The 25,142-nt window shown below is 60.0% G+C and carries 25 protein-coding genes and 6 tRNA genes; 17 read left to right on the top strand and 14 right to left on the bottom strand.

Going from position 1 to position 25,142, the window contains the following annotated elements:
- The first annotated feature begins 5 nt into the window (after window positions 1-5).
- Window positions 6-779: an amino acid ABC transporter ATP-binding protein gene (locus ACIQWP_RS22745; protein ID WP_402792516.1), complete on the top strand. Its 774-nt coding sequence runs from the start codon at window positions 6-8 to the stop codon at window positions 777-779.
- A 100-nt stretch (window positions 780-879) separates the two neighbouring features.
- Here ACIQWP_RS22745 and ACIQWP_RS22740 read toward each other — a convergent pair whose 3' ends face one another.
- Window positions 880-1,347, bottom strand: coding sequence for an Lrp/AsnC family transcriptional regulator (locus ACIQWP_RS22740; protein ID WP_402792513.1), 468 nt, complete (start codon window positions 1,345-1,347; stop codon window positions 880-882).
- 104 nt (window positions 1,348-1,451) lie between these two features.
- Between ACIQWP_RS22740 and ACIQWP_RS22735 the strand changes: the two genes are divergently transcribed.
- Both ACIQWP_RS22735 and ACIQWP_RS22730 read left to right on the top strand, forming a co-directional pair.
- Window positions 1,452-2,063 carry a LysE family translocator gene (locus ACIQWP_RS22735; protein WP_402792510.1) on the top strand — a complete coding sequence of 204 codons (612 nt, stop codon included), beginning with the start codon at window positions 1,452-1,454 and terminating at the stop codon, window positions 2,061-2,063.
- A gap of 90 nt (window positions 2,064-2,153) precedes the next feature.
- Window positions 2,154-2,315, top strand: coding sequence for a hypothetical protein (locus ACIQWP_RS22730; RefSeq protein ID WP_402792507.1), 162 nt, complete (start codon window positions 2,154-2,156; stop codon window positions 2,313-2,315).
- 73 nt (window positions 2,316-2,388) lie between these two features.
- On the opposite strand, the gene ACIQWP_RS22725 is transcribed toward ACIQWP_RS22730, so the two are convergent.
- Both ACIQWP_RS22725 and ACIQWP_RS22720 read right to left on the bottom strand, forming a co-directional pair.
- Window positions 2,389-2,465, bottom strand: a tRNA-Arg gene (locus tag ACIQWP_RS22725).
- A 91-nt stretch (window positions 2,466-2,556) separates the two neighbouring features.
- Window positions 2,557-2,862: an ETC complex I subunit gene (locus ACIQWP_RS22720; protein ID WP_402792504.1), complete on the bottom strand. Its 306-nt coding sequence runs from the start codon at window positions 2,860-2,862 to the stop codon at window positions 2,557-2,559.
- A gap of 190 nt (window positions 2,863-3,052) precedes the next feature.
- On the opposite strand from ACIQWP_RS22720, the gene ACIQWP_RS22715 reads away from it, so the two are divergent.
- Window positions 3,053-3,214 carry a hypothetical protein gene (locus ACIQWP_RS22715; protein ID WP_402792501.1) on the top strand — a complete coding sequence of 54 codons (162 nt, stop codon included), beginning with the start codon at window positions 3,053-3,055 and terminating at the stop codon, window positions 3,212-3,214.
- Window positions 3,215-3,540: 326 nt separating this feature from the next.
- A complete protein-coding gene (locus ACIQWP_RS22710) occupies window positions 3,541-4,146 on the top strand; it encodes a GNAT family N-acetyltransferase (protein WP_402792498.1) in 606 nt (201 codons plus the stop codon).
- Window positions 4,147-4,258: 112 nt separating this feature from the next.
- Here the strand turns inward: ACIQWP_RS22710 and ACIQWP_RS22705 are convergent.
- The 3 genes from ACIQWP_RS22705 to ACIQWP_RS22695 form a co-directional block, all read right to left on the bottom strand.
- Window positions 4,259-4,335: transfer RNA gene (locus ACIQWP_RS22705), tRNA-Pro, on the bottom strand.
- Between the two features lie 149 nt (window positions 4,336-4,484).
- On the bottom strand, window positions 4,485-4,997 hold the full coding sequence (locus ACIQWP_RS22700) for a DUF192 domain-containing protein (RefSeq protein ID WP_402792496.1): 513 nt from the start codon (window positions 4,995-4,997) through the stop codon (window positions 4,485-4,487).
- Window position 4,998: 1 nt separating this feature from the next.
- Window positions 4,999-5,577 carry a cold-shock protein gene (locus tag ACIQWP_RS22695; RefSeq protein ID WP_402792494.1) on the bottom strand — a complete coding sequence of 193 codons (579 nt, stop codon included), beginning with the start codon at window positions 5,575-5,577 and terminating at the stop codon, window positions 4,999-5,001.
- 198 nt (window positions 5,578-5,775) lie between these two features.
- On the opposite strand from ACIQWP_RS22695, the gene ACIQWP_RS22690 reads away from it, so the two are divergent.
- The 5 genes from ACIQWP_RS22690 to ACIQWP_RS22670 all read left to right on the top strand — a co-directional run bounded on the left by ACIQWP_RS22690 (window position 5,776) and on the right by ACIQWP_RS22670 (window position 7,827).
- The gene (locus ACIQWP_RS22690; protein ID WP_402792491.1) at window positions 5,776-6,216 is read left to right on the top strand and encodes a VOC family protein; all 441 of its coding nucleotides are present in this window, start codon (window positions 5,776-5,778) and stop codon (window positions 6,214-6,216) included.
- A gap of 276 nt (window positions 6,217-6,492) precedes the next feature.
- Window positions 6,493-7,218, top strand: coding sequence for a hypothetical protein (locus ACIQWP_RS22685; RefSeq protein WP_402792488.1), 726 nt, complete (start codon window positions 6,493-6,495; stop codon window positions 7,216-7,218).
- 173 nt (window positions 7,219-7,391) lie between these two features.
- Window positions 7,392-7,466: transfer RNA gene (locus ACIQWP_RS22680), tRNA-Glu, on the top strand.
- Between the two features lie 81 nt (window positions 7,467-7,547).
- Window positions 7,548-7,622: transfer RNA gene (locus ACIQWP_RS22675), tRNA-Glu, on the top strand.
- 130 nt (window positions 7,623-7,752) lie between these two features.
- Window positions 7,753-7,827, top strand: a tRNA-Glu gene (locus ACIQWP_RS22670).
- A 61-nt stretch (window positions 7,828-7,888) separates the two neighbouring features.
- Here ACIQWP_RS22670 and recJ read toward each other — a convergent pair.
- From recJ to ACIQWP_RS22650, 4 genes are all read right to left on the bottom strand, one after another.
- The gene (gene recJ, locus ACIQWP_RS22665; RefSeq protein ID WP_402792485.1) at window positions 7,889-9,691 is read right to left on the bottom strand and encodes a single-stranded-DNA-specific exonuclease RecJ; all 1,803 of its coding nucleotides are present in this window, start codon (window positions 9,689-9,691) and stop codon (window positions 7,889-7,891) included.
- A gap of 56 nt (window positions 9,692-9,747) precedes the next feature.
- Window positions 9,748-11,067 (bottom strand): homoserine dehydrogenase, encoded by a 1,320-nt coding sequence (locus tag ACIQWP_RS22660; protein WP_402792482.1) that lies wholly within the window; start codon window positions 11,065-11,067, stop codon window positions 9,748-9,750.
- Between the two features lie 57 nt (window positions 11,068-11,124).
- Window positions 11,125-12,342 carry an LL-diaminopimelate aminotransferase gene (locus tag ACIQWP_RS22655; RefSeq protein WP_402792479.1) on the bottom strand — a complete coding sequence of 406 codons (1,218 nt, stop codon included), beginning with the start codon at window positions 12,340-12,342 and terminating at the stop codon, window positions 11,125-11,127.
- Between the two features lie 219 nt (window positions 12,343-12,561).
- Window positions 12,562-13,014: a hypothetical protein gene (locus tag ACIQWP_RS22650; RefSeq protein ID WP_402792476.1), complete on the bottom strand. Its 453-nt coding sequence runs from the start codon at window positions 13,012-13,014 to the stop codon at window positions 12,562-12,564.
- Between the two features lie 160 nt (window positions 13,015-13,174).
- Between ACIQWP_RS22650 and ACIQWP_RS22645 the strand changes: the two genes are divergently transcribed.
- The 7 genes from ACIQWP_RS22645 (at window position 13,175) to ACIQWP_RS22615 (ending at window position 20,885) form a co-directional block, all read left to right on the top strand.
- Window positions 13,175-15,022 carry a PHA/PHB synthase family protein gene (locus tag ACIQWP_RS22645; protein WP_402792474.1) on the top strand — a complete coding sequence of 616 codons (1,848 nt, stop codon included), beginning with the start codon at window positions 13,175-13,177 and terminating at the stop codon, window positions 15,020-15,022.
- A gap of 14 nt (window positions 15,023-15,036) precedes the next feature.
- Window positions 15,037-15,786, top strand: a complete 750-nt coding sequence (sfsA, locus tag ACIQWP_RS22640) for a DNA/RNA nuclease SfsA (RefSeq protein WP_402792471.1) — start codon at window positions 15,037-15,039, stop codon at window positions 15,784-15,786.
- Window positions 15,787-15,788: 2 nt separating this feature from the next.
- Window positions 15,789-16,625 (top strand): type I methionyl aminopeptidase, encoded by an 837-nt coding sequence (gene map, locus ACIQWP_RS22635; protein ID WP_402792469.1) that lies wholly within the window; start codon window positions 15,789-15,791, stop codon window positions 16,623-16,625.
- Window positions 16,626-16,628: 3 nt separating this feature from the next.
- Entirely contained in the window at window positions 16,629-17,486 is an 858-nt protein-coding gene (gene radC / locus ACIQWP_RS22630) for a DNA repair protein RadC (protein ID WP_402792466.1), read from the top strand.
- A 256-nt stretch (window positions 17,487-17,742) separates the two neighbouring features.
- Window positions 17,743-18,339, top strand: coding sequence for a dual specificity protein phosphatase family protein (locus ACIQWP_RS22625; protein ID WP_402792463.1), 597 nt, complete (start codon window positions 17,743-17,745; stop codon window positions 18,337-18,339).
- 107 nt (window positions 18,340-18,446) lie between these two features.
- Window positions 18,447-19,850: a Si-specific NAD(P)(+) transhydrogenase gene (sthA, locus tag ACIQWP_RS22620; protein WP_402792459.1), complete on the top strand. Its 1,404-nt coding sequence runs from the start codon at window positions 18,447-18,449 to the stop codon at window positions 19,848-19,850.
- A 225-nt stretch (window positions 19,851-20,075) separates the two neighbouring features.
- The gene (locus ACIQWP_RS22615) at window positions 20,076-20,885 is read left to right on the top strand and encodes a phytanoyl-CoA dioxygenase (protein ID WP_402792456.1); all 810 of its coding nucleotides are present in this window, start codon (window positions 20,076-20,078) and stop codon (window positions 20,883-20,885) included.
- Window positions 20,886-21,015: 130 nt separating this feature from the next.
- Here the strand turns inward: ACIQWP_RS22615 and tig are convergent, their stop codons facing one another.
- The 4 genes from tig to ACIQWP_RS22595 form a co-directional block, all read right to left on the bottom strand.
- A complete protein-coding gene (gene tig / locus ACIQWP_RS22610; RefSeq protein WP_402792453.1) occupies window positions 21,016-22,509 on the bottom strand; it encodes a trigger factor in 1,494 nt (497 codons plus the stop codon).
- A 277-nt stretch (window positions 22,510-22,786) separates the two neighbouring features.
- Window positions 22,787-22,871, bottom strand: a tRNA-Leu gene (locus ACIQWP_RS22605).
- 146 nt (window positions 22,872-23,017) lie between these two features.
- A complete protein-coding gene (locus ACIQWP_RS22600; RefSeq protein WP_402792450.1) occupies window positions 23,018-23,638 on the bottom strand; it encodes a GDYXXLXY domain-containing protein in 621 nt (206 codons plus the stop codon).
- Window positions 23,635-24,774, bottom strand: coding sequence for a DUF2157 domain-containing protein (locus ACIQWP_RS22595; RefSeq protein ID WP_402792447.1), 1,140 nt, complete (start codon window positions 24,772-24,774; stop codon window positions 23,635-23,637). The genes ACIQWP_RS22600 and ACIQWP_RS22595 overlap by 4 nt, the downstream gene beginning before the upstream one ends.
- Window positions 24,775-25,142: the final 368 nt, after the last annotated feature.

The raw sequence follows: 25,142 nt of genomic DNA, 5'->3' as shown, positions 1-25,142 counted from the left end.
TATAAATGGCTGAAGCCCAATCGAAAAAAATGACCATCTCCGAGACCGAGGTCGCGGTAGACATGATCAACATGAACAAGTGGTACGGCGATTTCCACGTGCTGCGCGATATCAATCTGAAGGTCATGCGCGGCGAGCGCATCGTCATTGCGGGCCCTTCCGGCTCGGGCAAGTCGACGATGATCCGCTGCGTCAACCGCCTGGAAGAGCACCAGAAGGGCCAGATCATCGTCGATGGCGTCGAGCTCACCAACGATCTGAAGAAGATCGATGAAGTGCGCCGCGAAGTCGGCATGGTGTTCCAGCACTTCAATCTCTTCCCGCACCTGACCATTCTGGAAAACTGCACCCTGGCGCCGATCTGGGTGCGCAAGATGCCGAAGAAGCAGGCGGAAGAAATCGCCATGCACTTCCTCACCCGCGTCAAGATCCCGGAACAGGCGAAGAAATATCCCGGCCAGCTTTCCGGCGGTCAGCAGCAGCGCGTGGCGATCGCCCGCTCGCTCTGCATGAACCCGAAGATCATGCTGTTCGACGAGCCGACCTCGGCGCTCGATCCGGAAATGATCAAGGAAGTGCTCGACACCATGGTCGGTCTTGCCGAAGAGGGCATGACGATGCTGTGCGTGACCCACGAAATGGGCTTCGCCCGTCAGGTTGCCAACCGCGTCATCTTCATGGACCAGGGCCAGATCGTCGAACAGAATTCGCCGAAGGAATTCTTCGACAATCCGCAGCATGAGCGCACCAAGCTCTTCCTCAGCCAGATCCTGCACTGATCCGGCAGAGATCGAATGAAACGAACCCGCCGCTGCAGCGCAGCCGGCGGGTTTTTAGATGATTGTCCTTCATGGACGGCGCTCGACGAAACGCGGCCGTTTACCGCAAAGGCAGCGCATATGTCTGCTTGACGATCTCGCTCGGCACGTCGGTCTTGACGTTCTGGATGCCGTTGACCTTCGTCAGATGCGTCGACTGGAACCGCCTGTAATCATCGAGATCGGAGACGGCGACGCGCAGCAATGCGTCGCTCTCGCCGAGCATGATGTAGCATTCCATCACCTGCGGCAGCTTCTTCATGGCAGCGATGAAGCGGTCGATCGTCTCCGCATCCTGCGCCGTCAGCCAGACGCGGGCAAACATCGAAAGCGGCAGGCCCGCCTTGACCGGATCTACCACAGCCACGTAGCGATCGATAATGCCCGCGTCCTCAAGAAGCTTGACGCGCCGCAAGCAGGGCGATGGCGAAAGCCCGACCTCTCTTGCCAGCTCCACATTCTGAATCCGCCCGTCGCGTTGCAGCGCGCGCAGGATGCGTCTGTCGATCTCATCCAGCCGCATTGGCATCTCCCGTCCATATGTTCAAATTCTTGAAATCCGATGCCAATAAGCTGACAGAAATTGGCATCTTCGCAAGCCGATTGCGCTGATGAGCCATTAGGCTTCCATTCATGGAAAACGCCAATCTCCTTTTCTTTGCAGCCACCGTGCTGCCGCTCATCTGTACGCCGGGGCCGGACATGCTATTCGTGGCATCGCAGGCGATGTCTGGGGGCGTTACTGCCGGGTTGCGTTCGACCGCAGGCATCTGCGTCGGCTACATCGTGCATTCGGCGCTGGCAGCGCTTGGCGTGGCCGCCATCATAGCCGCCTCGCCGCTGCTGTTTGCAGCGCTGAGATGGCTCGGCATCGCCTATCTGAGCTACCTCGCCTTCCGGCTCATTGCATCCTCCATGAAAAGCGACGGGGTGACGCCGTTATCTTCAAAGGCTGCGACCAACAGGTTTCGCCGCGGCTTTCTGACGGCCGCCCTCAATCCCAAAGGCATGATGATCTATTTTGCCATCCTGCCGCAGTTCATAAGCCATGATGGCAGCATCGCCCAGCAGGCCTGCCTGCTGTCGGCGGTCTTCATCGGCCTGTGCGCCGCCGTCTATGCCTTGCTGAGCCTCGTCATCGCGGCCGTCGGCTCCCGCGGCCCCTTCAGCGATCGCCGGCGCAGATGGATCGAAGGCACTGCGGGCTGCCTCCTGCTCGTCGCGGCCGGACGGCTGGCGACGTGAACAAGCCCCGTAGCACTTCCCGCAAAACGCGATATACTGGTCAACGCCGCGAATGACGCGGGATTCACGAGACGTCAGGGGAAGCGCGCCGTGAAAAAAAGCGACAGAATCATCGGTGGGCTTGCGCTCTTGAGCGTCGCCATCATCGTCATCAAGCTGGCCGGGGTGATGTACGGTTACGACCTCATCCAGATGGCGGTCGATGCCACGAGGCCAAAAGCGCCCGGCGGCTGGCCGGGGGTGGCGAACTGAACGGCGGCATAGCGCCGATGGCACTTGGATAGCGGCAAGCCAAGCCGCCGCACGCAAAATCTTATCGGAGAAATGGCGACCCCTACAGGATTCGAACCTGTGACCACATGCTTAGAAGGCAAGTGCTCTATCCAGCTGAGCTAAGGGGCCGTGAAGCCTTGCCGCATCTTGCGCGCGGCGGGCAACACATGCCTGAAACCGCCAGCAAACTCAATGGGCGGCGTTCAATAAGTGCTTGGCTTCAGTGAGTCCAGGGCTGGATGCGGTTGAAGCGGAAGTTGTCGGTATAGGATACGACCTGCCGGATGGGGTCCTTTGGCGGAATGACGCGATAGTCGATGCCTTCGCGCTTGGCGTAGTCTTCCGCCTGCTCCTGCGTGTCGAACGTCAACTTCAGCTGCTGGCGCGTATCGCCCGACGACGTATAGCCCATGATCGGATCGATCTTGCGCGGCGTTTCCTGATCGAACTCCAAAACCCAGAGATGGGTCTTGGCCTTGCCGGACTGCATGGCGGTCTTTGCGGGACGATAAATCTTGGCAGGCATTGCTGCAGCGCCTCCGAATAAAGCGGGAGCGACCCGCCTTTGTGCTTCATTTGTCTTGCTGCGGCCTTTTCAGACCGATGGCATCTCGATTTTTGCTTAGCTGTGAATCCCTTTGTTTTCAAGCAAAAAGCAGCCGAAATCCGCATGACTTCTCCGAGCGGAGCAAGCCATGAAAGAACGGTGACACGACATGCTCACGCCTGCCATACGCCGCGCCAAGCGGCAGGGAGACGGCAAACTCGAACCATTCCTGGACATTCCGCTTGCAACGCAGCCGTTCAAGGCGGGCAAGCAGCGCATGATTACCGTGTCACGCCTGGTGTCACGCGACAGCCCGCTTCCATTCCTGTAAGCAACACCCCTCGTTTGCAGTGAGACTTTGGGGGAGCGATATGATGTCGACTTCGGTACTGATTGTTTTGACGGTGTCCTCCGCTTTGGCGACACTGGGTCTCATGGCCCTGCAGTTCATCCACTGATTCTCGAAAGGGCACCTCCCTTTAGCAAGTGATCTGCACGAGGCTCATCGCGCTTTCGCCTCGACTTCATTTTGCACAGGGCCTGGCAGCGCCTACGTCCCAAGATAAATCGGGGCGCTCCCGCAGGCGCATCACAGGCGACGCCCAAACCGGCAATGCCACGTCACGCCGTGCCCTCCCTCCGTTGCCGGAGTTGTTTGTGACCCAGATTTCACCCGTAAGCACCTCCCTTGCGGAAGCACTTGTTGATGATCCGTTCTATCGCGCCATGACGGTCGAATCGGATGGGGATGAAAGGAAGAGGCAAACAGTTCTGGCCCAGTATTTTGATCTCGCCATTGCCGAAGCGCGGGGAATTGGCGAAGTCCAGTATGCGGGCACTGACGGTGCGGCCATATGGCATACCAATGAAGCGACCGACGAGGATGCGGCACGATATATTGCCGCTCGCAAACAAGCGTTGGCGGCGCTGCTGGGACGTGCGGGCTTCGACGCCTATCTGCGGATCTCCGAATCCATGGCGACAAAAGTGCCCCCTCACCTTGCCGATGCCTGGTATCTATCGATACTGGGCGTGCGGCCGGCGGCGCAAGGGCAGAGACTGGCGCAACGCCTGATCGAACTGACGGTGAACCGGGCCGATCGCCACGGCGCGACTTGCTTCCTGGAGACCTTCAATCCCCTGAGCCTACCCTTCTATCGACGTCTCGGCTTCGGCGACGAAATTCGTTGCTTCGAAAGGGTGACGGGTCGAGACTATTGGATACTCACGCGGCAGCCACCTTCGGTGCCTAACAACGATTGACGGCCGTCAAACCAAAGCCGCCAAAGCTATCAGACACCAGGAAACGATTGGCAGCGCAGAATTGCAATTGCCGCCGTTCGCAGGTCTCAAACTTCGGGATGAATTCAGTTAATGGTCGGAGTGGAGAGATTCGAACTCCCGACCCTCTGGTCCCAAACCAGATGCGCTACCAGACTGCGCTACACTCCGTACCGTCTCAGGATGATCACATAAAGGATCATGTCCTGATTTCCGAACCGCCGGGCGTGTGGCCCTGCGGAACGAGTGGGGAGATACACGGTTCACCTGCCCGCTGCAACAGGTAAAATCTTGCCGGGCAAATCTTCCCCGATGAAAATCTACTTGTCGAGCTTTGCCGAAATGGTCGCGCTCGTCACCTTGTCGCCGACGGCAAGGCCGAGTTTCCTGACCACTCCGCCGTTCAGCTCGATGACATAGGCAACCGGGCCGCCAGAGCCGATGATCGCCTCCGAAAAGGGCACGGCATTTTCCTGGATATGGGTGACGACGCCCTTTTGATCCAGAAACAGCATGTCGAGCGACAGCTTGGTATTCTTCATCCACATCATGACAGGCCGCGGTGTGCCGAAATCGAACAGCATGCCGTGATCGGCCGGCATCTTGTCGCGATACATCAGGCCGAATTCAAGCTGCGGCGCCGTCAGCGCCAATTCCACGGTGAACTTATGAACCTGGCCCTTGGGCGATGCGATCGAGAGCGGTTCCGAATCGAAGGCCATCGACTGCTGTCCTGCGGTCTGCGCCGCGAAAGACGCTGGCGCGATAGCCCCAACGAGAAAAAGCGCCAAGATGGCGCTTTTCAAAACTCCGAGAAACATGTCTCTCTTCATGTCAGTGCGGCCGCGTAACCGGGCTTGGCGCATCCGGATGGATTTCCGCCGCCATCAGGCCCTTTTCGCCCGGCCCGAAGCGGACAAGCACCACCTGCCCCGGCCGCAACTCGGCAAGGCCGAAGCGACGCAGCGTTTCCATGTGTACGAAGATATCCTCCGTGCCTTCGCCGCGCGTCAGGAAGCCGAAGCCCTTGGTGCGGTTGAACCACTTCACCAGAGCGCGTTCCAGACCGCTCGTCGCCGTCACCTGCACATGCGTGCGCACTGGCGGCATCTGCGAGGGATGCACTGCGGTCGATTGATCCATGGAGAGGATCTTGAAAGCCTGGAAGCCCCGCTCCCGGCGCTGGATCAGCGCAACGATGCGGGTTCCTTCGAGAATCGTCTGATATCCGTCGCGGCGCAGGCACGTCACATGCAGCAAGACATCCTGCATGCCGTTATCAGGCACGATAAAACCGAACCCCTTGGCGACATCGAACCACTTGACGACGCCTGAGATTTCGATGAGCTCGACGGTATCGCCCGACATCTCCTCGAAGTCGTCAACTCCCTTCGATGAAATTCTGTCACCCATCTTAGCCAGCCCTCGATTACGCGTCACACTGTTACGGTTAACTGATTCCCTGATATCAAGATTAACATCTTGGTAACGGAAAAGCGCAAGTCCTAGTTTTCGTTTATTCCCACCCTAAGATTATTGCTCCAATGACTTGCGCGAAGCTGGTGCTTCGATCGAAGATCCGCCCGGCCCAACATTAAGAGAGGAAATAGAATGCGTTATCTCCATACGATGGTTCGCGTCACCGATCTCGACGCCTCGTTGCATTTTTATAGCACCTTGTTCGGGCTTCTCGAAACCCGCCGCTACGAAAACGAGAAAGGTCGTTATACGCTCGTTTTCCTTGCAGCCAGCGAGGATGCCGAATCGTCCCGCAGCAACGGTGCCCCCAGCCTGGAACTGACCTACAACTGGGACCCGGAAGACTATAGCGGCGGACGCAATTTCGGCCACCTTGCCTATGAGGTCGACGACATCTACGCGACCTGCCAGAAGCTGATGGACAACGGTATCACGATCAACCGCCCGCCGCGCGACGGCCACATGGCTTTCGTGCGTTCTCCGGACGGCATTTCCATCGAGATCCTGCAGAAGGGCGCCAATCTTCCCTCCGCCGAGCCCTGGGCCTCCATGCCCAATACCGGCTCCTGGTAAGACGCTAGCTTTCGCGAGGCTTACGGCACGCGCGGAGCCATCCGTTTCGCGCTTGCCGCCCATGCCCATCCTCCGGCATGCTTGGACGACTCGAAGCATCATGCATCGGATGTCGCGCGGTCACCGTTCCCAGTCGGCGCGTGCGATATCGTCGTCCCTCGCAGGAGGCCGTTCCGATGCAAACCTTTTTGCAGGGGACGTCCTATGTGCGATCAACGGATTTTATACGGCCGGAAGAAGCTAGCAAGCACAATTGCCGTCATTGCTTCATTTGTGATGATTGCGGGTTGCGCAACCACCGCCAAAAAGCCGACGGAGACATCGGAAGTCACGCCCGCGGCCCAGCCGACGGCGGCCGAGCAGCTCGCGGACGACATGAACAACAAGGCCGATGCCCGGCGACGCAAGGGCGATATCGCCTATCGCGACCCGCTGGTGCATAGCGTCAACGGCACGCGCCAGCAGATCGTCGCCCAGCAGAATCAAGCGTTCTATCAGGCCCCTGCGGCCGCTGCGCCTGCAGACGGGCAAACCGGCATTGCCGGCCTGGTCACGCAGCCGACCGGCGTCAATGCGAATAGAAGCAGTATCTATTCCGCACCGCCGCCGATCGCCGTCAATCCGGACGGGACGCTCGCCAACACCCAGCCTGACGGCGGCCAGGCCATCACGCCAATGATGCGCAGCGTCTACAGCACACCGCCGGCTGCCATGCAGACCGCAGCACCGCAGACGATGGGCGCCGCCGCCGTGCCGAACGGCCGCACGTCGGCCGATATGCTGCCGCCGCCCGTCATCCGCCATGCTACCTCGCCGGCTGCCGCTTCGCCGCAGCCCGTTGCGCAGGTGACATCCTCAGGCGTTGCGGCAACACCGAACCCGAATGTCCATGAACTGAATGGCAGACAAGCGGCCGCCCTGGCACAGTTCATAGCCGCGAAGAACCAGCCCCAGAACGGCAAGCTGCTGGTGCAGCCTGTACAAGGCGCGAACGGCCAGTAAAGAGCCCGCGTTTCCAGGGATTCTTCAATGTCGCCGGCAAGAGCCTGTTAAATCTCACTTATTCAGGGCCGACGGCGGTTTCACCCATCTGTCATTTTTTCCACGAAAAAGCAAAATTGCCGCTTGCAGGAATGAAATCACCCCGCTATAAGCGCGCCACACAACAGCTGCACGCGCCCTTCGTCTATCGGTTAGGACGACAGATTTTCATTCTGTAAAGAGGGGTTCGACTCCCCTAGGGCGTGCCACTGTTGTTGTTCCCCCCACAGTCAATTCAATTGGACTACCGCTTGCGGACGCAATAGGCTATTCCTATCTAGGTCTCGCCTGCGCCCTTCGTCTATCGGTTAGGACGACAGATTCTCATTCTGTAAAGAGGGGTTCGACTCCCCTAGGGCGTACCATCTCGCGATGTCCCGACGTTTTCCACAGGCGCCTCGAAAAATCTGCCTCTAGTCATGGATTTTTCTGGGATTTTTCTCGATTTTCCGCTTGCGGGAACAAAAGGTGCTGACTATAAGGGCGCCACAGCACGCGCCCTTCGTCTATCGGTTAGGACGACAGATTTTCATTCTGTAAAGAGGGGTTCGACTCCCCTAGGGCGTGCCACTGTTCTTCTCCTCGAAATCGTTGATTTTGCTTCCTAAAGCGGCGACGTGAGTGATTTCTCTTACGGAGCCTTGGCCGCGTCCGTGACGCGCAGCTGCACGCGGCGGCTTCCCTGCCAATGGTCGGCACCGAGCGTCCCGGCGACATGGATCTGCGCGCCACGAGACGACATCAGCAGCTCGCCCAGCGGCGTTTCCGCCGCGCGGAAGGCGATGCCATCCACGCGGCCGCCGTCCATCGCCTCCAGCGTGATCTTGATATGCGACTGGCCGACGAGGCGGGAATCGCGCAGCCTGTGGCTCGGAAGCGCAAAGACGGGCTGCGGATGGCCCGAACCATAGGGACCGGCCGTCTCAAGCCTGTCGATGAGCTCCACGGTCGCGCCGCTTGCGCCGAGCGCGCCGTCGATCTTCAGAGTTTCACTCGCCACCAGGCCGGCAACCTGCTTCTCCGCCTTTTCCGTGAAGAAGGCGCGCAGCTTGCCGAGATTACCTCGCTCCACCGTCAGCCCGGCTGCCATGGCATGGCCGCCGCCCTTGACCAGTAGACCGGCATCGACGGCCGCACGCACCATGCGGCCCATGTCGAAACCATTGATGGAGCGGCCGGAGCCGGTGCCCTTACCCGTCGGATCGAAGGCAATGGCGAAGGCCGGCCGGCGAAACTTGTCCTTGAGGCGCGAGGCGATCAGACCGACGATGCCGGGATGCCAGTTCTCCCGCGCCGTGATGATGACGGAGGCGCCGTCGCCATTGCCATATTCCGCCAGCGCCTCGCCTTCGGCCTCCTGTAGCATGGCGGCCTCCATGGCTTGGCGTTCGCGGTTGAGCTCGTCGAGCTTGGCGGCGATGGTCTCGGCCTCGCCGGTATCCTCCAGCGTCAGCAAGCGCGCGCCGAGCGCGGCATCGCCGATACGGCCGCCGGCATTGATGCGCGGACCAATGAGGAAGCCGAAATGGTAGGGCGTAACGGGGCCGGCGAGCCCCGCCTTGCGGAACAGAGCGGCAAGGCCGGGATTGCCCTGATGGCGGGCGGCAATCAGCCCCTTGACGACATAGGCGCGGTTGAGGCCCTTCAGCGGCACGACATCGCAAACGGTCGCCAGCGCGACGATGTCGAGCAGGGCAAGCAGATCGATCGAACGCACGCGGGAATCGCCCGCCTCGCGCAGCAGCCGCAAGGCCGCGACCAATACCATGAAGACGACGCCGGCGGCACAGAGATGCCCCTGCCCCGACAGATCATCCTCGCGGTTCGGATTCACCAGGGCATGGCATGGCGGCAGCTCGTGCGCCACCTGATGGTGATCGATGACGACGACATCGATACCCCGCGTCTTCGCCACCTCAAGCGATTCGAAGCTGGTGGAGCCGCAATCGACCGTCACGATCAGCGTCGCGCCATTGTCGATAAGCTGGCCGATGGCGGTGGGATTGGGGCCGTAGCCTTCGAAGATTCTGTCGGGAATATAGATGCTGGCGGCAACGCCGAAATGCGTCAGGAAGCGATAGAGCAGCGCCGATGAGGCGGCGCCGTCGACATCGTAATCGCCGAAGATCGCGACTGTCTCACCCTTCTTGATCGCCTGGAGGAGACGCTTTGCCGCCTTTTCGCAATCGGTCAGCAGATGCGGGTCCGGCATCAGGCCGCGGATGGTCGGATCGAGGAAGGCCATGGCTTCGTCCTGTCCGACGCCGCGGCCGGCAAGCACGCGGGCGATCAGCTCCGGCAAGCCATGCGTCTGCGCAATGGCGAGCGCCCTGTTCTGACCGGCCTGATCGAGCCGGGAAACCCAGCGATTGCCGGACACCGAGCGCTCGACACCCAAAAATGCCCGCTGAACTGGATCGACCGGTTCTTCCACCATCTCTCCCGGAATTTGAGGGCGGCCTATCTGTAAGATACGCCGCCGCTATCAGCCTATTCTTTCGGCCGCTCGATACGGATGACCTGCGGTTCGCCGACGAGGTAACCCTCGTTCTTGATGGAAGCAACCGCCTTGCGCACCGAATCCTCCGTCGTCGCATGAGTGACGAGGATGATCGTCTGGTGATCGGAGGGCGAAAGATGCTGCTTCGAGCGCTGGACGATCGATTCAAGCGAGATGTGGTTTTCAGCCATGCGGGTCGCGACGCTTGCAAAAACGCCCGTGCGGTCGAAAACGGTCAGGCGGATGAAATAGCCGCCTTCATGGCTCTGCATCTGCGCCTTGCGGTAAGGCTCGAGCGCCTTGGCCGGATGACCGAGCACAGGCACGCGCTGTTCGCCCGGACGGCTCTTGGCGATATCGGCGATGTCGCCGAGCACGGAGGAGGCCGTCGCATTGCCGCCGGCACCGGGGCCGACCATCAGCAGTTCGCCGAGGATATCGGATTCGATAGCGACCGCATTAGTGACGCCATCGACCTGGGCGATGACCGAATCGAGCGGCACCATGGTCGGATGCACGCGCTGTTCGATGCCGCTCTCGGTGCGCTGGGCGACGCCGAGCAGCTTGATACGATAGCCGAGATCGGCGGCGGCGCGGATATCCTCGATGGAGACGTTGGTGATGCCCTCGAGATAGATGTCGTCGGCCGCGATGCGATTGCCAAAGGCAAGTGTCGTCAGGATGGCGAGCTTGTGGGCCGTATCATTGCCTTCGATGTCGAAAGCCGGATCGGCTTCGGCGTAGCCGAGGCGCTGCGCTTCCTTCAAGCAATCGGCGAATGACAGGCCTTCCTTCTCCATCCGGGTCAGGATGTAGTTGCAGGTGCCGTTCATGATGCCGTAGATACGCGAAATCGTATTGCCCGTCAGGGATTCGCGCAGGGCCTTGATGACCGGAATGCCGCCGGCAACAGCCGCTTCGAAGTTGAGCAAGGCGCCCTTCTCTTCGGCGATCTGCGCAAGCTCGACACCGTGATAGGCAAGCAGCGCCTTGTTGGCGGTGACGACATGCAGGCCACGCGCCAGAGCGGCGCGCACGGCGGCATTGGCAGCACCCTCGGAACCGCCGATCAGCTCGACGAACACATCGATATCGGCCTTCTGCGCGAGATCAACCGGGCCGCCGAACCATTCGATGCCTGTCAAATCGATGCCACGATCCCGTGTGCGATCGCGCGCGGTGACGGCGACGATCTTGACGGGACGACCGCAGGTAACGGCAAGCTCGTTAGCGCGGCTCTGGATGATGCGGACGAGCGAGGCACCAACGGTGCCCAAGCCCGCAATGCCGATTTTGAGGGCATCTGCCATAGAAAATTCCTGATCAGTATTGGGAACGGCAGCCGCGAGAACGGCTGCCGCGCGATATTAACGATGAGCGTTCAACGAAATGACATTGTGCATCGTCTCGTCGGCAGTCGAGAGGAAGCGCTTCAGATTGCGCGCCGCCTGCCGGATGCGATGCTCGTTCTCAACGAGTGCGATGCGGACATAATCGTCGCCCTGCTCGCCGAAGCCGATGCCCGGAGCAACCGCAATGTCGGCCTTCTCGACCAGCAGCTTGGAGAATTCCAGCGAGCCGAGATGACGGAACTTCTCCGGGATCTTCGCCCAGGCAAACATCGTTGCCGCCGGCGGCGGCACGTCGAAGCCTGCCTTGCCGAAGCTGTCGACCAGAACGTCGCGGCGCCGCTTGTAGATGCTGCGCACTTCGGCGATGTCGGAACCGTCACCGTTGAGCGCATGGGTCGCCGCTACCTGGATCGGCGTGAAGGCGCCGTAATCGAGATAGGACTTGACGCGCGTCAGCGCCGCGATCAGCCGCTCGTTGCCGACGGCGAAGCCCATGCGCCAGCCGGGCATCGAGAAGGTCTTCGACATCGAGGTGAACTCGACCGTGACGTCGATAGCACCCGGAACTTCCAGAACGGATGGCGGCGGCGCGTCATCGAAGTAGATTTCCGAATAGGCCAGATCCGACAACACGATGATGTCGTGCTTCTTCGCAAACGCGACGACTTCCTTGTAGAAATCGAGCGTCGCCACATAGGCCGTCGGGTTCGACGGATAGTTCAGGATGAGCGCCAGCGGCTTCGGGATCGAATGGCGCACGGCCCGCTCCAGCGGCGGGAAGAAGCTGTCATCGGGCTCGACCGGTATCGAGCGGATCACGCCGCCGGCCATCAGGAAGCCGAAGGCATGGATCGGATAGGTTGGGTTCGGGCAGAGAATGACATCGCCCGGCGCAGTGATCGCCTGCGCCATATTGGCGAAGCCTTCCTTGGAGCCGAGGGTGGCGACCACCTGCGTATCCGGGTTGAGCTTGACGCCGAAACGGCGAGCGTAATAAGCGGCCTGTGCCCGGCGAAGGCCGGGAATACCCTTGGACGACGAATAGCGATGCGTGCGCGGGTCCTGAACCACTTCGCACAGCTTGTCGACGATTGCCTTCGGGGTCGGAAGGTCGGGGTTGCCCATGCCGAGATCGATAATGTCCGCCCCGCCCGCTCGCGCGCTTGCTTTCAAACGGTTGACCTGTTCGAAAACGTAGGGCGGCAAACGCCGGACTTTATGAAACTCTTCCATTTCTTTCCCCAGGGACAGCGGCCCTCACAACCGCGATGAAGTTCGTCGATCTTCCGGTGAGCCGCGATACGAACTTGGAATCGCGGCGCCGCAATTAGCTGACTCGAAAGATAAGGTGAATCTTGGGCGGTTGCGCGGACAAAGTGCGCTTAACCGATAAGACACATCCAAATTCGGCCTATCCGAACGCTTTGCGTCGAAATTGCCTGAAACGCAAGGTTAATTCTGCGTCTGGCTCGGCTGAGCGCTGCTCTCTTTCTGAATTTCCTGCAGCGTGTCCGGGCCATGCTCGGCGGCGAGCTTGCGCATCTCGGCGACGCGCTTCTGGTACTCGGCCTCCGAGATCGTGCCGGCCTTGCGCTGCGATCCGAGCGCCGTCAGCTGCTTGACGAGGTCTCCGGCCTGCTGATCGTTGATCTGGACGTTTGCAGCCGTCGGCGGTGCGTTGAAGGAAGGATAGCCGTCCTTGTAGTGCTGCTGCGTGCTGGTTTCTTCGACCTGGCTGCCCTTGGCGGGCTTTACGATCACGGCTTGAGGCGGCTGCTTGCGCTTGGCGAAGGCCGCCTTTTCCTCAGGCGTCGAGCAACCCGCAAGCGTCAATGCGAGAATCCCGCACATTGCACCGCAGAGTACGGAATACCGGTTCAGTCTTGCCACCATGCCGCTGCCCATAATTGTCTTCCTGCTCAATTCCTTGCTGTGGGTTGCGACTGTTAAATTTGTCGCAGCAGCAAAGCAAGAGCAGGGTTGCGTTTCATTCGACTTGTATTCCTTTTCCCGCAAGATGTACAAATGGAAAACAAGACATGAGCTGCCGCCGGGAGGATGATGCGTGACCGACAGCAAGCGGGACAACAACGAAGGTAATGGCGGCTTTCCAGGCTTTGATTCAAAGTCAGTCGAGCCTTACATCGTCAGGGACCCCGAGGCGATGGCCGTCAACTTTGCCCGTGCGCTGGAGAATCTCGGCAAGGCCGCCTCCGCATGGCTTGCGCCTCGCGAGCGCGGCGAAAAAGTTGATACGGTCGCCGATCCCTTCACCGACATGGTCAAGACGCTCTCCAAGGTCGGCGAATACTGGCTCTCCGATCCCCGCCGGACGCTGGAGGCGCAGACCCACCTCCTCTCCGGCTATTTCGGTCTCTGGACGAAAACCATGCAGCGCCTCAGCGGCGATTCGTCGGCCGAGGCAGAGGCTGAGCCGGTCAAGGATAGGCGCTTCGCCGACGAAGACTGGCAGAAGAACCCTTTCTTCGACTTCCTGAAACAGACCTATCTTCTGACGTCGAATTGGGCGGAAAAACTGGTCGGCGAAGCCGAAGGGCTGGACGAGCATACCCGTCACAAGGCGGCTTTCTATACGAAGCAGATCACGGCCGCCTTTTCGCCGACCAACTTTGTCGCAACGAACCCGCAGGTCTATCGCGAAACCATTGCTTCCAATGCCGAGAACCTGGTGCGCGGCATGAAGATGCTCGCCGAAGATATCAGCTTCGGTCACGGTGAACTGCGGCTGCGGCAGACCGATATGACGAAATTCGCTGTCGGCCGCGATATGGCCCTGACCCCCGGCAAAGTGATCGCGCAAAGCGATGTATGCCAGGTGATCCAGTATGAGCCGGCGACGGACAAGGTGCTGAAGCGACCGCTGCTGATCTGCCCGCCCTGGATCAACAAATTCTACATTCTCGATCTCAACCCGCAGAAATCCTTCATTAAATGGTGCGTGGAGCAGGGTCACACCGTCTTCGTCATCTCCTGGGTGAACCCCGATCAGCGGCATGCGGCAAAGGACTGGACGTCCTATGCGCGCGAAGGCATCGACTTCGCGCTGGAGACGGTCGAGAAGGCAACCGGAGAGCGGGAGGTCAATGCTGTCGGCTATTGCGTCGGCGGCACGCTGCTCGCCGCCACTCTGGCGCTTCACGCCAAGGAAAAGAACAAGCGCATCCGCACGGTGACCTTCCTGACGACGCAGGTCGATTTCACCTTCGCGGGCGACCTGAAGGTTTTCGTCGACGAGGAGCAAATCGCGGCGCTCGAGGAGCAGATGAATGTGCTTGGCTATCTCGAAGGCTCGAAGATGGCGACGGCCTTCAACATGCTGCGCGCCTCCGAACTGATCTGGCCCTATTTCGTCAACAACTATCTGAAGGGCCAGGACCCTCTGCCCTTCGACCTCCTGTTCTGGAACGCCGATTCCACCCGCATGGCGGCGGCCAACCATTCCTTCTATCTGCGCAACTGCTACCTCAACAATGCGCTCAGCCAGGGCAAGATGGTGCTCGACGGCAAGACGCTGTCGCTGAAGGACGTGCGCATTCCCGTCTACAATCTGGCAACGCGCGAGGATCACATTGCGCCGGCCAAGTCCGTCTTCGTCGGCAGCCAATATTTCGGCGGCCCGGTGGAATTCGTCGTGACGGGCTCCGGCCATATCGCCGGCGTCGTCAATCCGCCAGACAAACACAAATACCAGTTTTGGTCGGGCGGCTCGATGAGCGGCAACTATGAAAACTGGCTGACTGAGGCGAATGAAACGCCGGGCTCCTGGTGGCCGCATTGGCACTCATGGATTCTCGCGCAGGATCATCGCATGACGGCAGCACGCCAACCCGGCGGCAAGGCTCTCAACGCGCTGGAACAGGCACCTGGCAGCTTCGTCATGGAACGGGCATAGACGATAGCAAGACCATGCTCTTCCATTCACCTCTCGTCCCTGCCCGCCTGATTTCGCGCTACAAGCGCTTCCTCTTCGATGCCGAGCTGGAGGACGGAACGTTGATCACCGGTTCCTGCCCGAATACCGGATCGATGCTCGGCCTGACGGCGCCGGGCTCGCGCATCTGGCTCTCCGAGCATGAGGGGGCGAAGCGAAAATACCGCCATGTCTTCGAGCTGATCGAGGCCGACGGAACGACGGTCGGCGTCAACACCGCCATGCCGAACCGCATTGCGGCAGAGGCGATCGCTCTCGGGCAGGTTTCGGATCTCGGCGATTACACGACGGTCAAACGCGAGCAGAATTACGGCCGCAGTTCCCGCATCGACCTGCTCTTGACCGACCCATTGCGGACATCAACCTACGTCGAGGTCAAAAACGTCCATTTCATGCGGCAACCGGGCCTTGCCGAATTTCCCGACACGGCGACGGCGCGCGGCGCCAAGCATCTGGAAGAACTGGGCGATATGGCCGAGGCCGGGTACCGCGCCGTCATGCTGTTCGTGATCCAGCGCGATGATTGCGATCGCTTCCGCATTTGCGGCGATCTCGATCCGGTCTACGCCCGGGCCTTCGATCGCGCTTTGGGGCGTGGCGTCGAAGTCTATGCGCTGAAATGCAGGGTCTCGCCAACGGAAATCGCGCCTGCCGGGTTGATCCCGATAGACGAACCCGGCATAGCTGCATTAAATACCAGTATAAAGATTTCTGCTGAAGGCTAACCATGGTGAATTACATCGAAGCGGCAACGGCGCCGGCGAAGAATACGGGCGCTATCCGCCTCTACGGGCAGGATGCCTTTGCCGGGATGCGCAAGGCGTGCCAGCTGACCGCACGCTGCCTCGATGAACTCGCCGCGATCGTCGAGCCGGGCGTGGCGACCGATGTCATCGACCGCTTCGTTTTCGAATTCGGCATGGATCACGGCGCCTATCCGGCGACGCTGAACTATCGCGGCTACATGAAATCCTCCTGCACGTCGATCAACCATGTCGTTTGTCATGGCATTCCCAACGACAAGCCGCTGCGCGAAGGCGATATCGTCAATATCGACGTGACCTATGTGCTCGACGGCTGGCACGGCGATTCCAGCCGCATGTATCCGGTCGGCGAAATCAAGCGATCGGCCGAGCGGCTGCTCGAAGTCACCTACGAATCCCTGATGCGCGGCATTGCCGCCGTGCGGCCAGGCACTCGCACCGGGGCCATCGGCGAAGCGATCCAGACCTATGCCGAAGGCGAGCGCTGCTCGGTCGTGCGCGACTTCTGCGGCCACGGCGTCGGCAGCCTTTTCCATGACTCGCCGAATATCCTGCATTACGGCCGGGTCAATGACGGGCCGGAGCTGCGCGAAGGCATGATCTTCACCATCGAGCCGATGATCAATCTCGGCAAGCCGCATGTGAAGGTGCTCGGCGACGGCTGGACGGCCGTCACCCGTGACCGTTCGCTGTCGGCGCAGTACGAGCATACGGTCGGTGTCACCGCGACGGGCTGCGAAATCTTCACCCTGTCGCCCGGCGGCCTGGATCGCCCCGGCCTGCCGCCGCTGCAGGGATAATCCATGGCGAAACGCCCCGCTTCTTCCAACGGACATGGCGACATGCCCCTCGATAGAGGCGGGAAGACGGAGGCGTTGGAAGATGCGCCGCTGCTGGACGAGCGGCTATTCTTCGCCCAACAGGTTGCCAAACCCGTTTCACAGACCAACAAATCCGCGCCGGCCACCAAGTCCGCGCCAACGAACGTGGAGGCCCATTATCATGGTCACCGCGAACGGCTGCGCAATCGCTACCGTGACGGCGGCGATGCGGCGCTCGCCGATTACGAAATCCTCGAACTGCTGCTTTTCCGGCTGATCCCCCGCCGCGACACGAAGCCGGTCGCCAAGGCGTTGCTTGCCCGCTTCGGCACACTTGGCGGCGTATTTGGCGCTCCTGTCAACCTGCTGACGGAGGTCGGTGGCGTCGGCGATGCCGTCGCCCTCGACCTGAAGCTGGTCGCGAGCGTCGCGCAGCGCATGCTGAAGAGTGATCTCACCGGCAAGCCCGTGCTTTCCTCCTGGAAATCGCTCATTGACTATTGCCATGCCGCCATGGCGCATGAGGCGCGCGAGCAATTCCGCCTGCTGTTTCTCGATAAACGCAACGCCCTGATCGCCGACGAGGTACAGGGCTTCGGCACGGTCGATCATACACCGGTCTATCCGCGCGAGGTCGTCAAACGCGCGCTCGAGCTGTCCGCCTCGGCGGTAATTCTCGTCCACAACCATCCGTCGGGAGACCCAACCCCGTCGCGCGCCGATATCGACATGACCAAGACGATCATCGACACCGCCAAGCCCCTGGGCGTCACCGTTCACGATCATGTTATCATCGGCAAGAACGGCCATGTCAGCTTCCGCGCATTGCGGCTGATTTGACATTGTCGCACTTACGATAATCCAAATATATAGATTTCTATTATAGAATATTGATTTATATAATTATCTTAGATCGTATCTCCACACAATCGTTGCCAAATATCCTGAAATCGCCATCACGACCCCCGGCTTTTGTTTTTCAGCTTAGCGTCAGGATGATCTGGCAGAAGGATCGCCGCATTCCAGCCGGCGAGTTCGTCGGCGGAAACAATTGTTTTGATTTGGCCCAGCCGCGCGCGGGCCACGCGGAGATCGAATGCCGAAGATGTCGCCAGTGCTTGCTCATCGCCTCTCCCGGCTCGGTCGCGGCGTGCTTGTTGCGGCTGGCGCTTTTCTGGTGGCCGCCGGCGGCTTCTATGCGCACATGCTCTGGACGACGAATTTCCATCCGGTCATTGCCGGCGAGCTTTACCGCTCCTCGCAGCCGTCGCCCGCCACCATTGCCGAACTCCAGAAGCAATATGGCATCAAGACCATTATCAACCTGCGCGGCTACAATAGCGGGCGGCATTGGTATGATAACGAAGTCGCCGAGGCGAAAGAGCTCAATATCGGCCATATCGATTTCCACATGTCTTCCGGCCGCGAGCTGACGCAGGCGCAGGCAGCGCAGCTCGTCGAGATCATGCGCGATGCGCCAAAGCCGATTCTCATTCATTGCCAGGCCGGCGCCGACAGAACCGGCCTCGCCTCCGCGCTTTACCTTGCCGCCATCGCCAAGACGAATGAGGCAACCGCAGCAGGTCAGATGTCGATCATCTACGGTCACCTGCCGCTGTCCTTCACGCGTGCCTACGCCATGGACCGGACTTTTCAGAAGCTGGAACCCTGGCTCGGCCTCCCGGCGTCCTGAGCACCAAATTTTCCCGTTAGATAATCTGTAACATTGAGCAGCTACCGGTTGACGGAGCATGTTGCATTGCGACATTGATTCCCTATCCAGTCATTCGAGGCTTCCCGATGGACCAATTCGATCTCCTAGTCGTGGGTAGCGGCCCTGCTGGCCGCAGAGGCGCCATTCAGGCCGCCAAACTCGGCAAGAAGGTGCTCGTCGTCGAGCAAGGCAAGCGCGTCGGCGGCGTCTCGGTCCACACCGGTACCATTCCCTCCAAGACGCTGCGCGAAACCGCGCTCAACCTGTCCGGCTGGCGGGAACGGGGCTTTTATGGCCGCGCCTATCGCGTCAAGCAGGAAATCAGCGCGGAAGACCTGCGCCGTCGCCTGCTGATTACGCTCGACCACGAAGTCGAAGTGCTCGAGCATCAGTTCGCCCGCAATCGCGTTCAGCATATACGCGGCAAGGCAAGCTTCGTCGATCCGCAGACCATGCAGATCGTCAAGGATGATGGCGAGGTCGTTACGGTATCAGCCGCCAGCATCCTGCTGGCGGTCGGCACCAAGCCCTTCCGCCCCGACTACATGCCCTTCGACGGCAAGACGGTTCTCGATAGCGATGAACTGCTCGATATCGAGAGCCTGCCGCGCTCGATGGTCGTCATCGGCGCCGGCGTCATCGGCATCGAATACGCCACAATCTTCAGCGCGCTCGATACGCAGGTGACACTGATCGATCCGAAGTCGACCATGCTCGACTTCATCGACAAGGAGATCGTCGAGGATTTCATCTACCAGCTGCGCGACCGCAACATGAAGCTGCTGCTTGGCCAGAAGGCCGAGAAGGTGGAGCGACAGAACGGCAAGGTCGAGCTGACGCTCGACAATGGCCGCCGCCTTACCACGGACATGGTGCTGTTTGCCGCCGGACGCATGGGCGCGACTGATACCCTCAATCTCCCCGCCGCGGGCCTCGAAGCCGACAATCGCGGCCGTCTGAGCGTCAATCCGGAGACTTTTGCCACGAAGGTCCCTCATATCTTTGCCGCCGGCGACGTCGTCGGCTTCCCGAGCCTTGCCTCCACCTCGATGGAACAGGGCCGCATCGCCGCCCGCGTCGCCGTCGGCGCGATCGCCAAGGAGCCGCCGAAATACTTCCCGTACGGCATCTACGCCGTGCCTGAGATTTCCACCTGCGGCCTGTCCGAGGAAGAGGTCAAGGATCGGCACATCCCGTACGAATGCGGCATCGCGCGGTTCCGCGAAACCTCGCGCGGCCACATCATGGGCCTCGACACCGGCCTCCTGAAGATGATCTTCTCGCTGAAAACGCGCCGTCTGCTCGGCGTCCATATCGTCGGCGAAGGCGCGACCGAACTTGTCCACATCGGCCAGGCCGTGCTGAACCTCAAGGGCACCGTCGAATACTTCGTCGAAAACACCTTCAACTATCCGACGCTCGCCGAAGCCTACAAGATCGCCGGCCTCGATGCCTGGAACCGCATGGGCGACATCAAGTCGGAACTCTAATAGGTCAACATTGACCATGCCGGCGGAGCTCACTACTCTGTCAACATGATGAGCATTCTCAACATCGCTTCGGTTTTCTTCATAAGCCGCTGATCCCTAGGCTTTCAGCCAAATGAAGACGAGACCGCCTTAGCGGCTATGTCGCCGCAAGTTGGTCTTTGCCGAAACAGCCGTAGCCCCTCACACGAAAGGGCCAGATACGGCGCGATGATCGAGAGAGATTTCATGCCATCCAAGAAACAGTACCCGGCTGCGCTTTCCGGCGCACAGCTGAACGATTTCATCGAGCAAGGTTTTATTCGCATCGATGATGCGTTTTCAGAGGAACAGGCCGCCGAGGCTCGTGCCATCATGTGGCGCGATCTTCCCTGCAGCGAACACGATCCGGCGAGTTGGAGATTTCCGGTCGTCCGGTTGCCCGGCTATGGAGGCGAGCCATTCCGCACCATCGCCAATAGGCCCGTTTTGCACGCGACTTTCGATCAGCTGGTCGGGCGCGGACGATGGCTTCCAAGAGATGGACTTGGCACCTTCCCCGTGCGTTTCCCGCACCCTGATGATCCGGGCGACGCCGGCTGGCATGTCGACCTAAGCTTTCCGGGTGATGACGGCGATCCGAATGAGCGAAACGACTTCTCCACCTGGTGCGTGAATATCGCCTCGCGAGGACGTGCGCTGCTTACTCTGTTCCTGTTTTCCGATGTCGGTGAAGACGATGCGCCGACCCGTATCCGCGTCGGCTCCCATATGGATATAGCGCGCTATCTCGAGCCTGCCGGAGATCGAGGGCGCTCTCACATGATGCTTGAGCAGATGGGAGCTTGCCGCCCACAGGCATTGGCAACCGGAAAAGCGGGCACAGTCTACATCTGCCACCCCTTCCTCGTTCACGCCGCCCAGAAGCATCGAGGCACTAGGCCGCGCTTCATGGCCCAGCCTTCGATTGGGCTTGCCGAGCCTTATAGGCTAGAGCGACCTGACGATGCCTACAGTCCGGTGGAAATAGCCATCCGCCGCGCCTTGGGCGGGGAATAGTCGCATAGGACCGAAGTCCCTCACCCCAACCCTCTCCCCGCAAGCGAGGAGAGGGAGCTCGCCGATTCATCACAAAAAAAGCCCCGCCGCGAACGGCAGGGCTTCATTTCGATCCGGAAGGAAGAACCGATTACTCGGCGCTGTCTTCAGTAGCCTTCTTCTTCGGAGCAGCCTTCTTCTTCGGAGCGGCGGCCTCTTCGCCTTCGGCGGCAGCTTCGGTCGCTTCAGCCTTGGCGGCAGCCTTCTTCTTCGGAGCGGCCTTCTTGGCAGCCGGCTTGCCTTCGTCTTCCTCGTCGTCGGCCAGCAGCGCTTCCTTGGAAACGGTCTTGTCCGTGACGTCGACTTCGGTCAGCAGATGATCGATGACCTTCTCTTCGAAGATCGGCGCGCGCAGGTTAGCGGAAGCGCCGGGCGTGTTGCGGAAGAATTCGAGAATTTCCTTTTCCTGGCCCGGGAACTGCTGAAGCTGGGCATAAAGCGCACGCTGCAGCTCGTCTTCGGTGACTTCGACGCCGGCCTTTTCGCCGATTTCGGAGAGAACGAGGCCGAGGCGAACGCGGCGCTCGGCAAGCTTGCGATATTCTTCGCGAGCCTTCTCCTCGGTGGTGTCTTCGTCTTCGAAGGTCTTGCCGGATTCGCCAAGATCGGCCTCGATCTGACGCCAGATGCTGGCAAATTCAGCTTCGACCAGCTTCTGCGGGGTGTCGAACTGGTACATTTCGTCCAGCTGATCGAGGATCTGGCGCTTGACCTTCTGGCGGGTAACCGAGCCGTACTGGCTTTCGATCTGGCCGCGAACGATTTCCTTCAGGCGGTCGGCCGATTCGAGGCCGAGCTTGGTGGCGAGTTCGTCGTTGATTTCGACTTCGCCGGGAGCTGCAACTTCCTTGACGTTGATGTCGAAGGTGGCTTCCTTGCCAGCGAGGTTCTTGGCCGGATAATCGGCCGGGAAGGTTACGTTGATGGTCTTCTCATCGCCAGCCTTGACGCCGACGAGCTGTTCTTCGAAGCCCGGAATGAAGCGGTTGGAACCGAGAACGAGCTGCGAATCTTCGTCCTTGCCGCCGTCGAAGGCAACGCCGTCGACCTTGCCGAGGTAGTCGATGGTGACGCGGTCGCCGTCGGCGGCCTTGCCCTTCTTGGCTTCGTAGCTGCGGGCGCTTTCGGCGATCTTGAGGATCTGCTCGGTGACTTCTTCGTCAGCGATCTCAGCGACTTCGCGGGTGACCTTGATGCCCTTGACGGACTTCAGCTCGATCGCCGGGATGACTTCGTAGGAGAGCGTGAATTCGAAATCGGCCTCAGCGGAGAGGATCTTTTCGGCCTCGTCCTGGTCTTCGGTCATGGCGATTTCAGGCTGGGTAGCCGACTTTTCGCCGCGCTCGGTCAGGATTGCCGGCGGCTGGTCGCGAACGATCTCGTTGACCAGATCAGCCATGATCGACTTGCCGTAGACCTTCTTGAGGTGCGAGACCGGAACCTTGCCCGGACGGAAGCCGTTGATGCGAACCTTGTCCTTGACCTCGGCCAGGCGCTCGTTCATGCGAACTTCCATGTCCTTGGCGGGGATAACCACCTTGATTTCGCGCTTCAGCCCTTCAGCGAGCGTTTCGATAACCTGCATTGTCCTACCTTCATTCATGGCGGCCGTGCCCAGACAGCCGTTCGTTTCGATGAGCACGACGCCGGAAAATCCCGAGCGTGGCTTGGATGCAATTCTCTTTCACCTTGCCAAGAGCGCCGCGCCTTCGAATGAACGCGCAAAAGGCAGCTCTATCCCGTCACGAGCCAAAACACCTTGTCCACTTCCGGTTCGAAAGCGGGATGCTTTGGGCAAGATGCGCGTCCTGCGGCACGTAGGAAGACAAGCTTGTTCAGCCTCCCCCGTCCATAAGACGTCTTGGTGCGGGTAGAGAGACTTGAACTCCCACGCCTTGCGGCACCAGAACCTAAATCTGGCGTGTCTACCAATTTCACCATACCCGCGTTCCCAAAACCGCATGGCGAATGCCTGCCCATGGGGCCTTCCGGAGCGCGGCGTCTCTATATCACCCGTTTCAAACCACGCAAAGGAAAAATGACGGTTGCGCGACGACGCCGAAAGCTTATCGGAGAACTTCGCGCAGATATGGTCAGTAAAGCGGTTCCTCATAGACGGATTTGCCGTCGAGAAGCAGGCTTCTGATATGGGCAACGCCGTCGGAAGACACACGGGCCGCGATAGCGACGCGATTGTCGTTGCGGGCACTCTCGATATCGTGCCCCTGCCCCTCGGGCACGTAGTATCGCTCGATACCATAGGTGACCCCGATCATCGCTTGCGACAGATCTGTCGGTTCGCCATAGAAAACATAGTCGTAAGGCAGGCTTTTGAGCACGACCGTGTCAGGCTTCGGATCGAGCGCTCCAAACGATGATTCGACAATGCCCCAGTAGCCGTCGTCCTGTTTCTTCAGGCGAACGGACAGGATCTGAGCATTCAGGCTTGTCTTCGGCGGGCCGTCGCGCAGCGTCGAGGTCGGAACCCGTGAGATATCGTAGTTCAAGGTGACGTAGTCGCCGCGCAGAAGATCGCGCGGATCGACCGGCGCCGTCTTCAAGAGAATTTCAGTGCCGCTTCGCAAGCCCCAGGCCCGCTCGCCGACCATATAGCCCAGAACCAAGGTCTGCAGTACGGCAACGATGATGGCTGCGATCCAGACCCGACGGGCACTCCCGTTTGCAACGACGCTCCTGTCAGCCAGATCAGTCATGCCCGCGTCCCCTGCCCGCTATTATCGGAAAAGCGCCGTTCCAGCTGGATGACCAGCCAGGCGGCAATCGCCACAAGCACGCCGGCGACGAGGAAGAACCCCGCCGTGCCGATGATCGAGCCGATCGTCTCGCTGGCGAGATAGAGAATCTCACAAGCAAAGACGAAATAGGCAAGATAACGCACCGCGCCGTTGTCGCGGCCACTGAGCGCGATGGCAATCACTGAGCTAGCCAGCGTCGCCGCCGCCACGATGATAAGCGGCAGCTTGTCTTCGACCCAAACGTTGTTTTCAAGGGAGCCGTTGCTGATCTCGGCATGGACCAGAAAGAAGCCGATCGACGCGATCAGAAAGGCATAAAAGGCCGGCGCCGCACCGGCCGTCCGCGCGAAAGGCATCAGCGGCGAAGCGGGAATGCTGACGACGAGAAACGCTGCCATCCCGAGAGCGGCAAACAGGATCGCGGTATTCAACCCTTCATGCCGGCCAAAGAGCCATGTCAGCCAGCCGACGAGCATGAGGTAGGCCAAATGCCGAGCCGCGGGGGCATCGGCATAGCGAACGAGCACAATCAGGACCACGGCCATCAGAGGCGGCATCCAGGGCATCAACCCATGCCATTCGTCGAAATGGCCCCAGAGATAGACGCCGCAAAATGCCCAGGCCAAAAAACCGGCAAGCCCGACCTGCGCCGAGGAGCGAAACAACGCCGCGACGACGCAGGCCGCAGCGAACCAGACGATCATCATTCTGAGCTCGTCCCCGGACAGATTGTACATCTGGCCGACCAGCGCCATGGCGCCGCCGAAACTCAAGGTGCCGAGGATCAACAACCCGGCTGCGATGATGGAGCGGCCCTGGGCTAACAGATATGCAGCTCCGAGATAGAAGGCCCATATCATCGCCACCAGTCCCGTCAGGCGGGCAATCCTCGGAAGAGCCTCCCAGTTTGCGGAGATGAAAAACAATATGGCGAGACCGAGGAGCACGGCGGCGATAATCGTCAACACGCGGCCGGCGCTGAAACTCGACTGGCGGCCGTCATACTCACTCAGGATGGCTTTCGCCGCTCCCGCGTCGACCAGACCCTTTGCGGTCCAGATCTTCAGATCCCGCTCCAGCCTGCCTCTGTACATGCCCGGCTCCCCCCTTGCGATTCTGCTGACGACAGAGTTAGCACAAATCGGCGCACAATCGATGCGAGCCGTACGCTTCGAGCAGAAGCTTCCTCCGACAGGAACATGTGTCATATTAATACGGAATTAAGGGATCAGCTGGTATTGTTGGGACAGGTAAAGACATACCGATTCAAGGTATGCACGCAATTCATGCCTCCCATGAAATTATTGCGCTGCACAAATTCGAAAAGTCATACTATTTATTGAACAACAAACACGGCGGTGGCGCGCCGGGCCGATGCAGATCGGAGCGAGCCTGGGGATACATATCCCGACACTATATTCGGAGCCGCATTATCCTCCTCCCAATGCGCTCCGATCGATTG

The organism is Rhizobium sp. NPDC090279, assembly GCF_044769665.1.
Lineage (GTDB): Bacteria > Pseudomonadota > Alphaproteobacteria > Rhizobiales > Rhizobiaceae > Rhizobium.
Note: the sequence above shows the minus strand (reverse complement) of the source record. Positions and strands in the feature narration are given on the sequence as shown.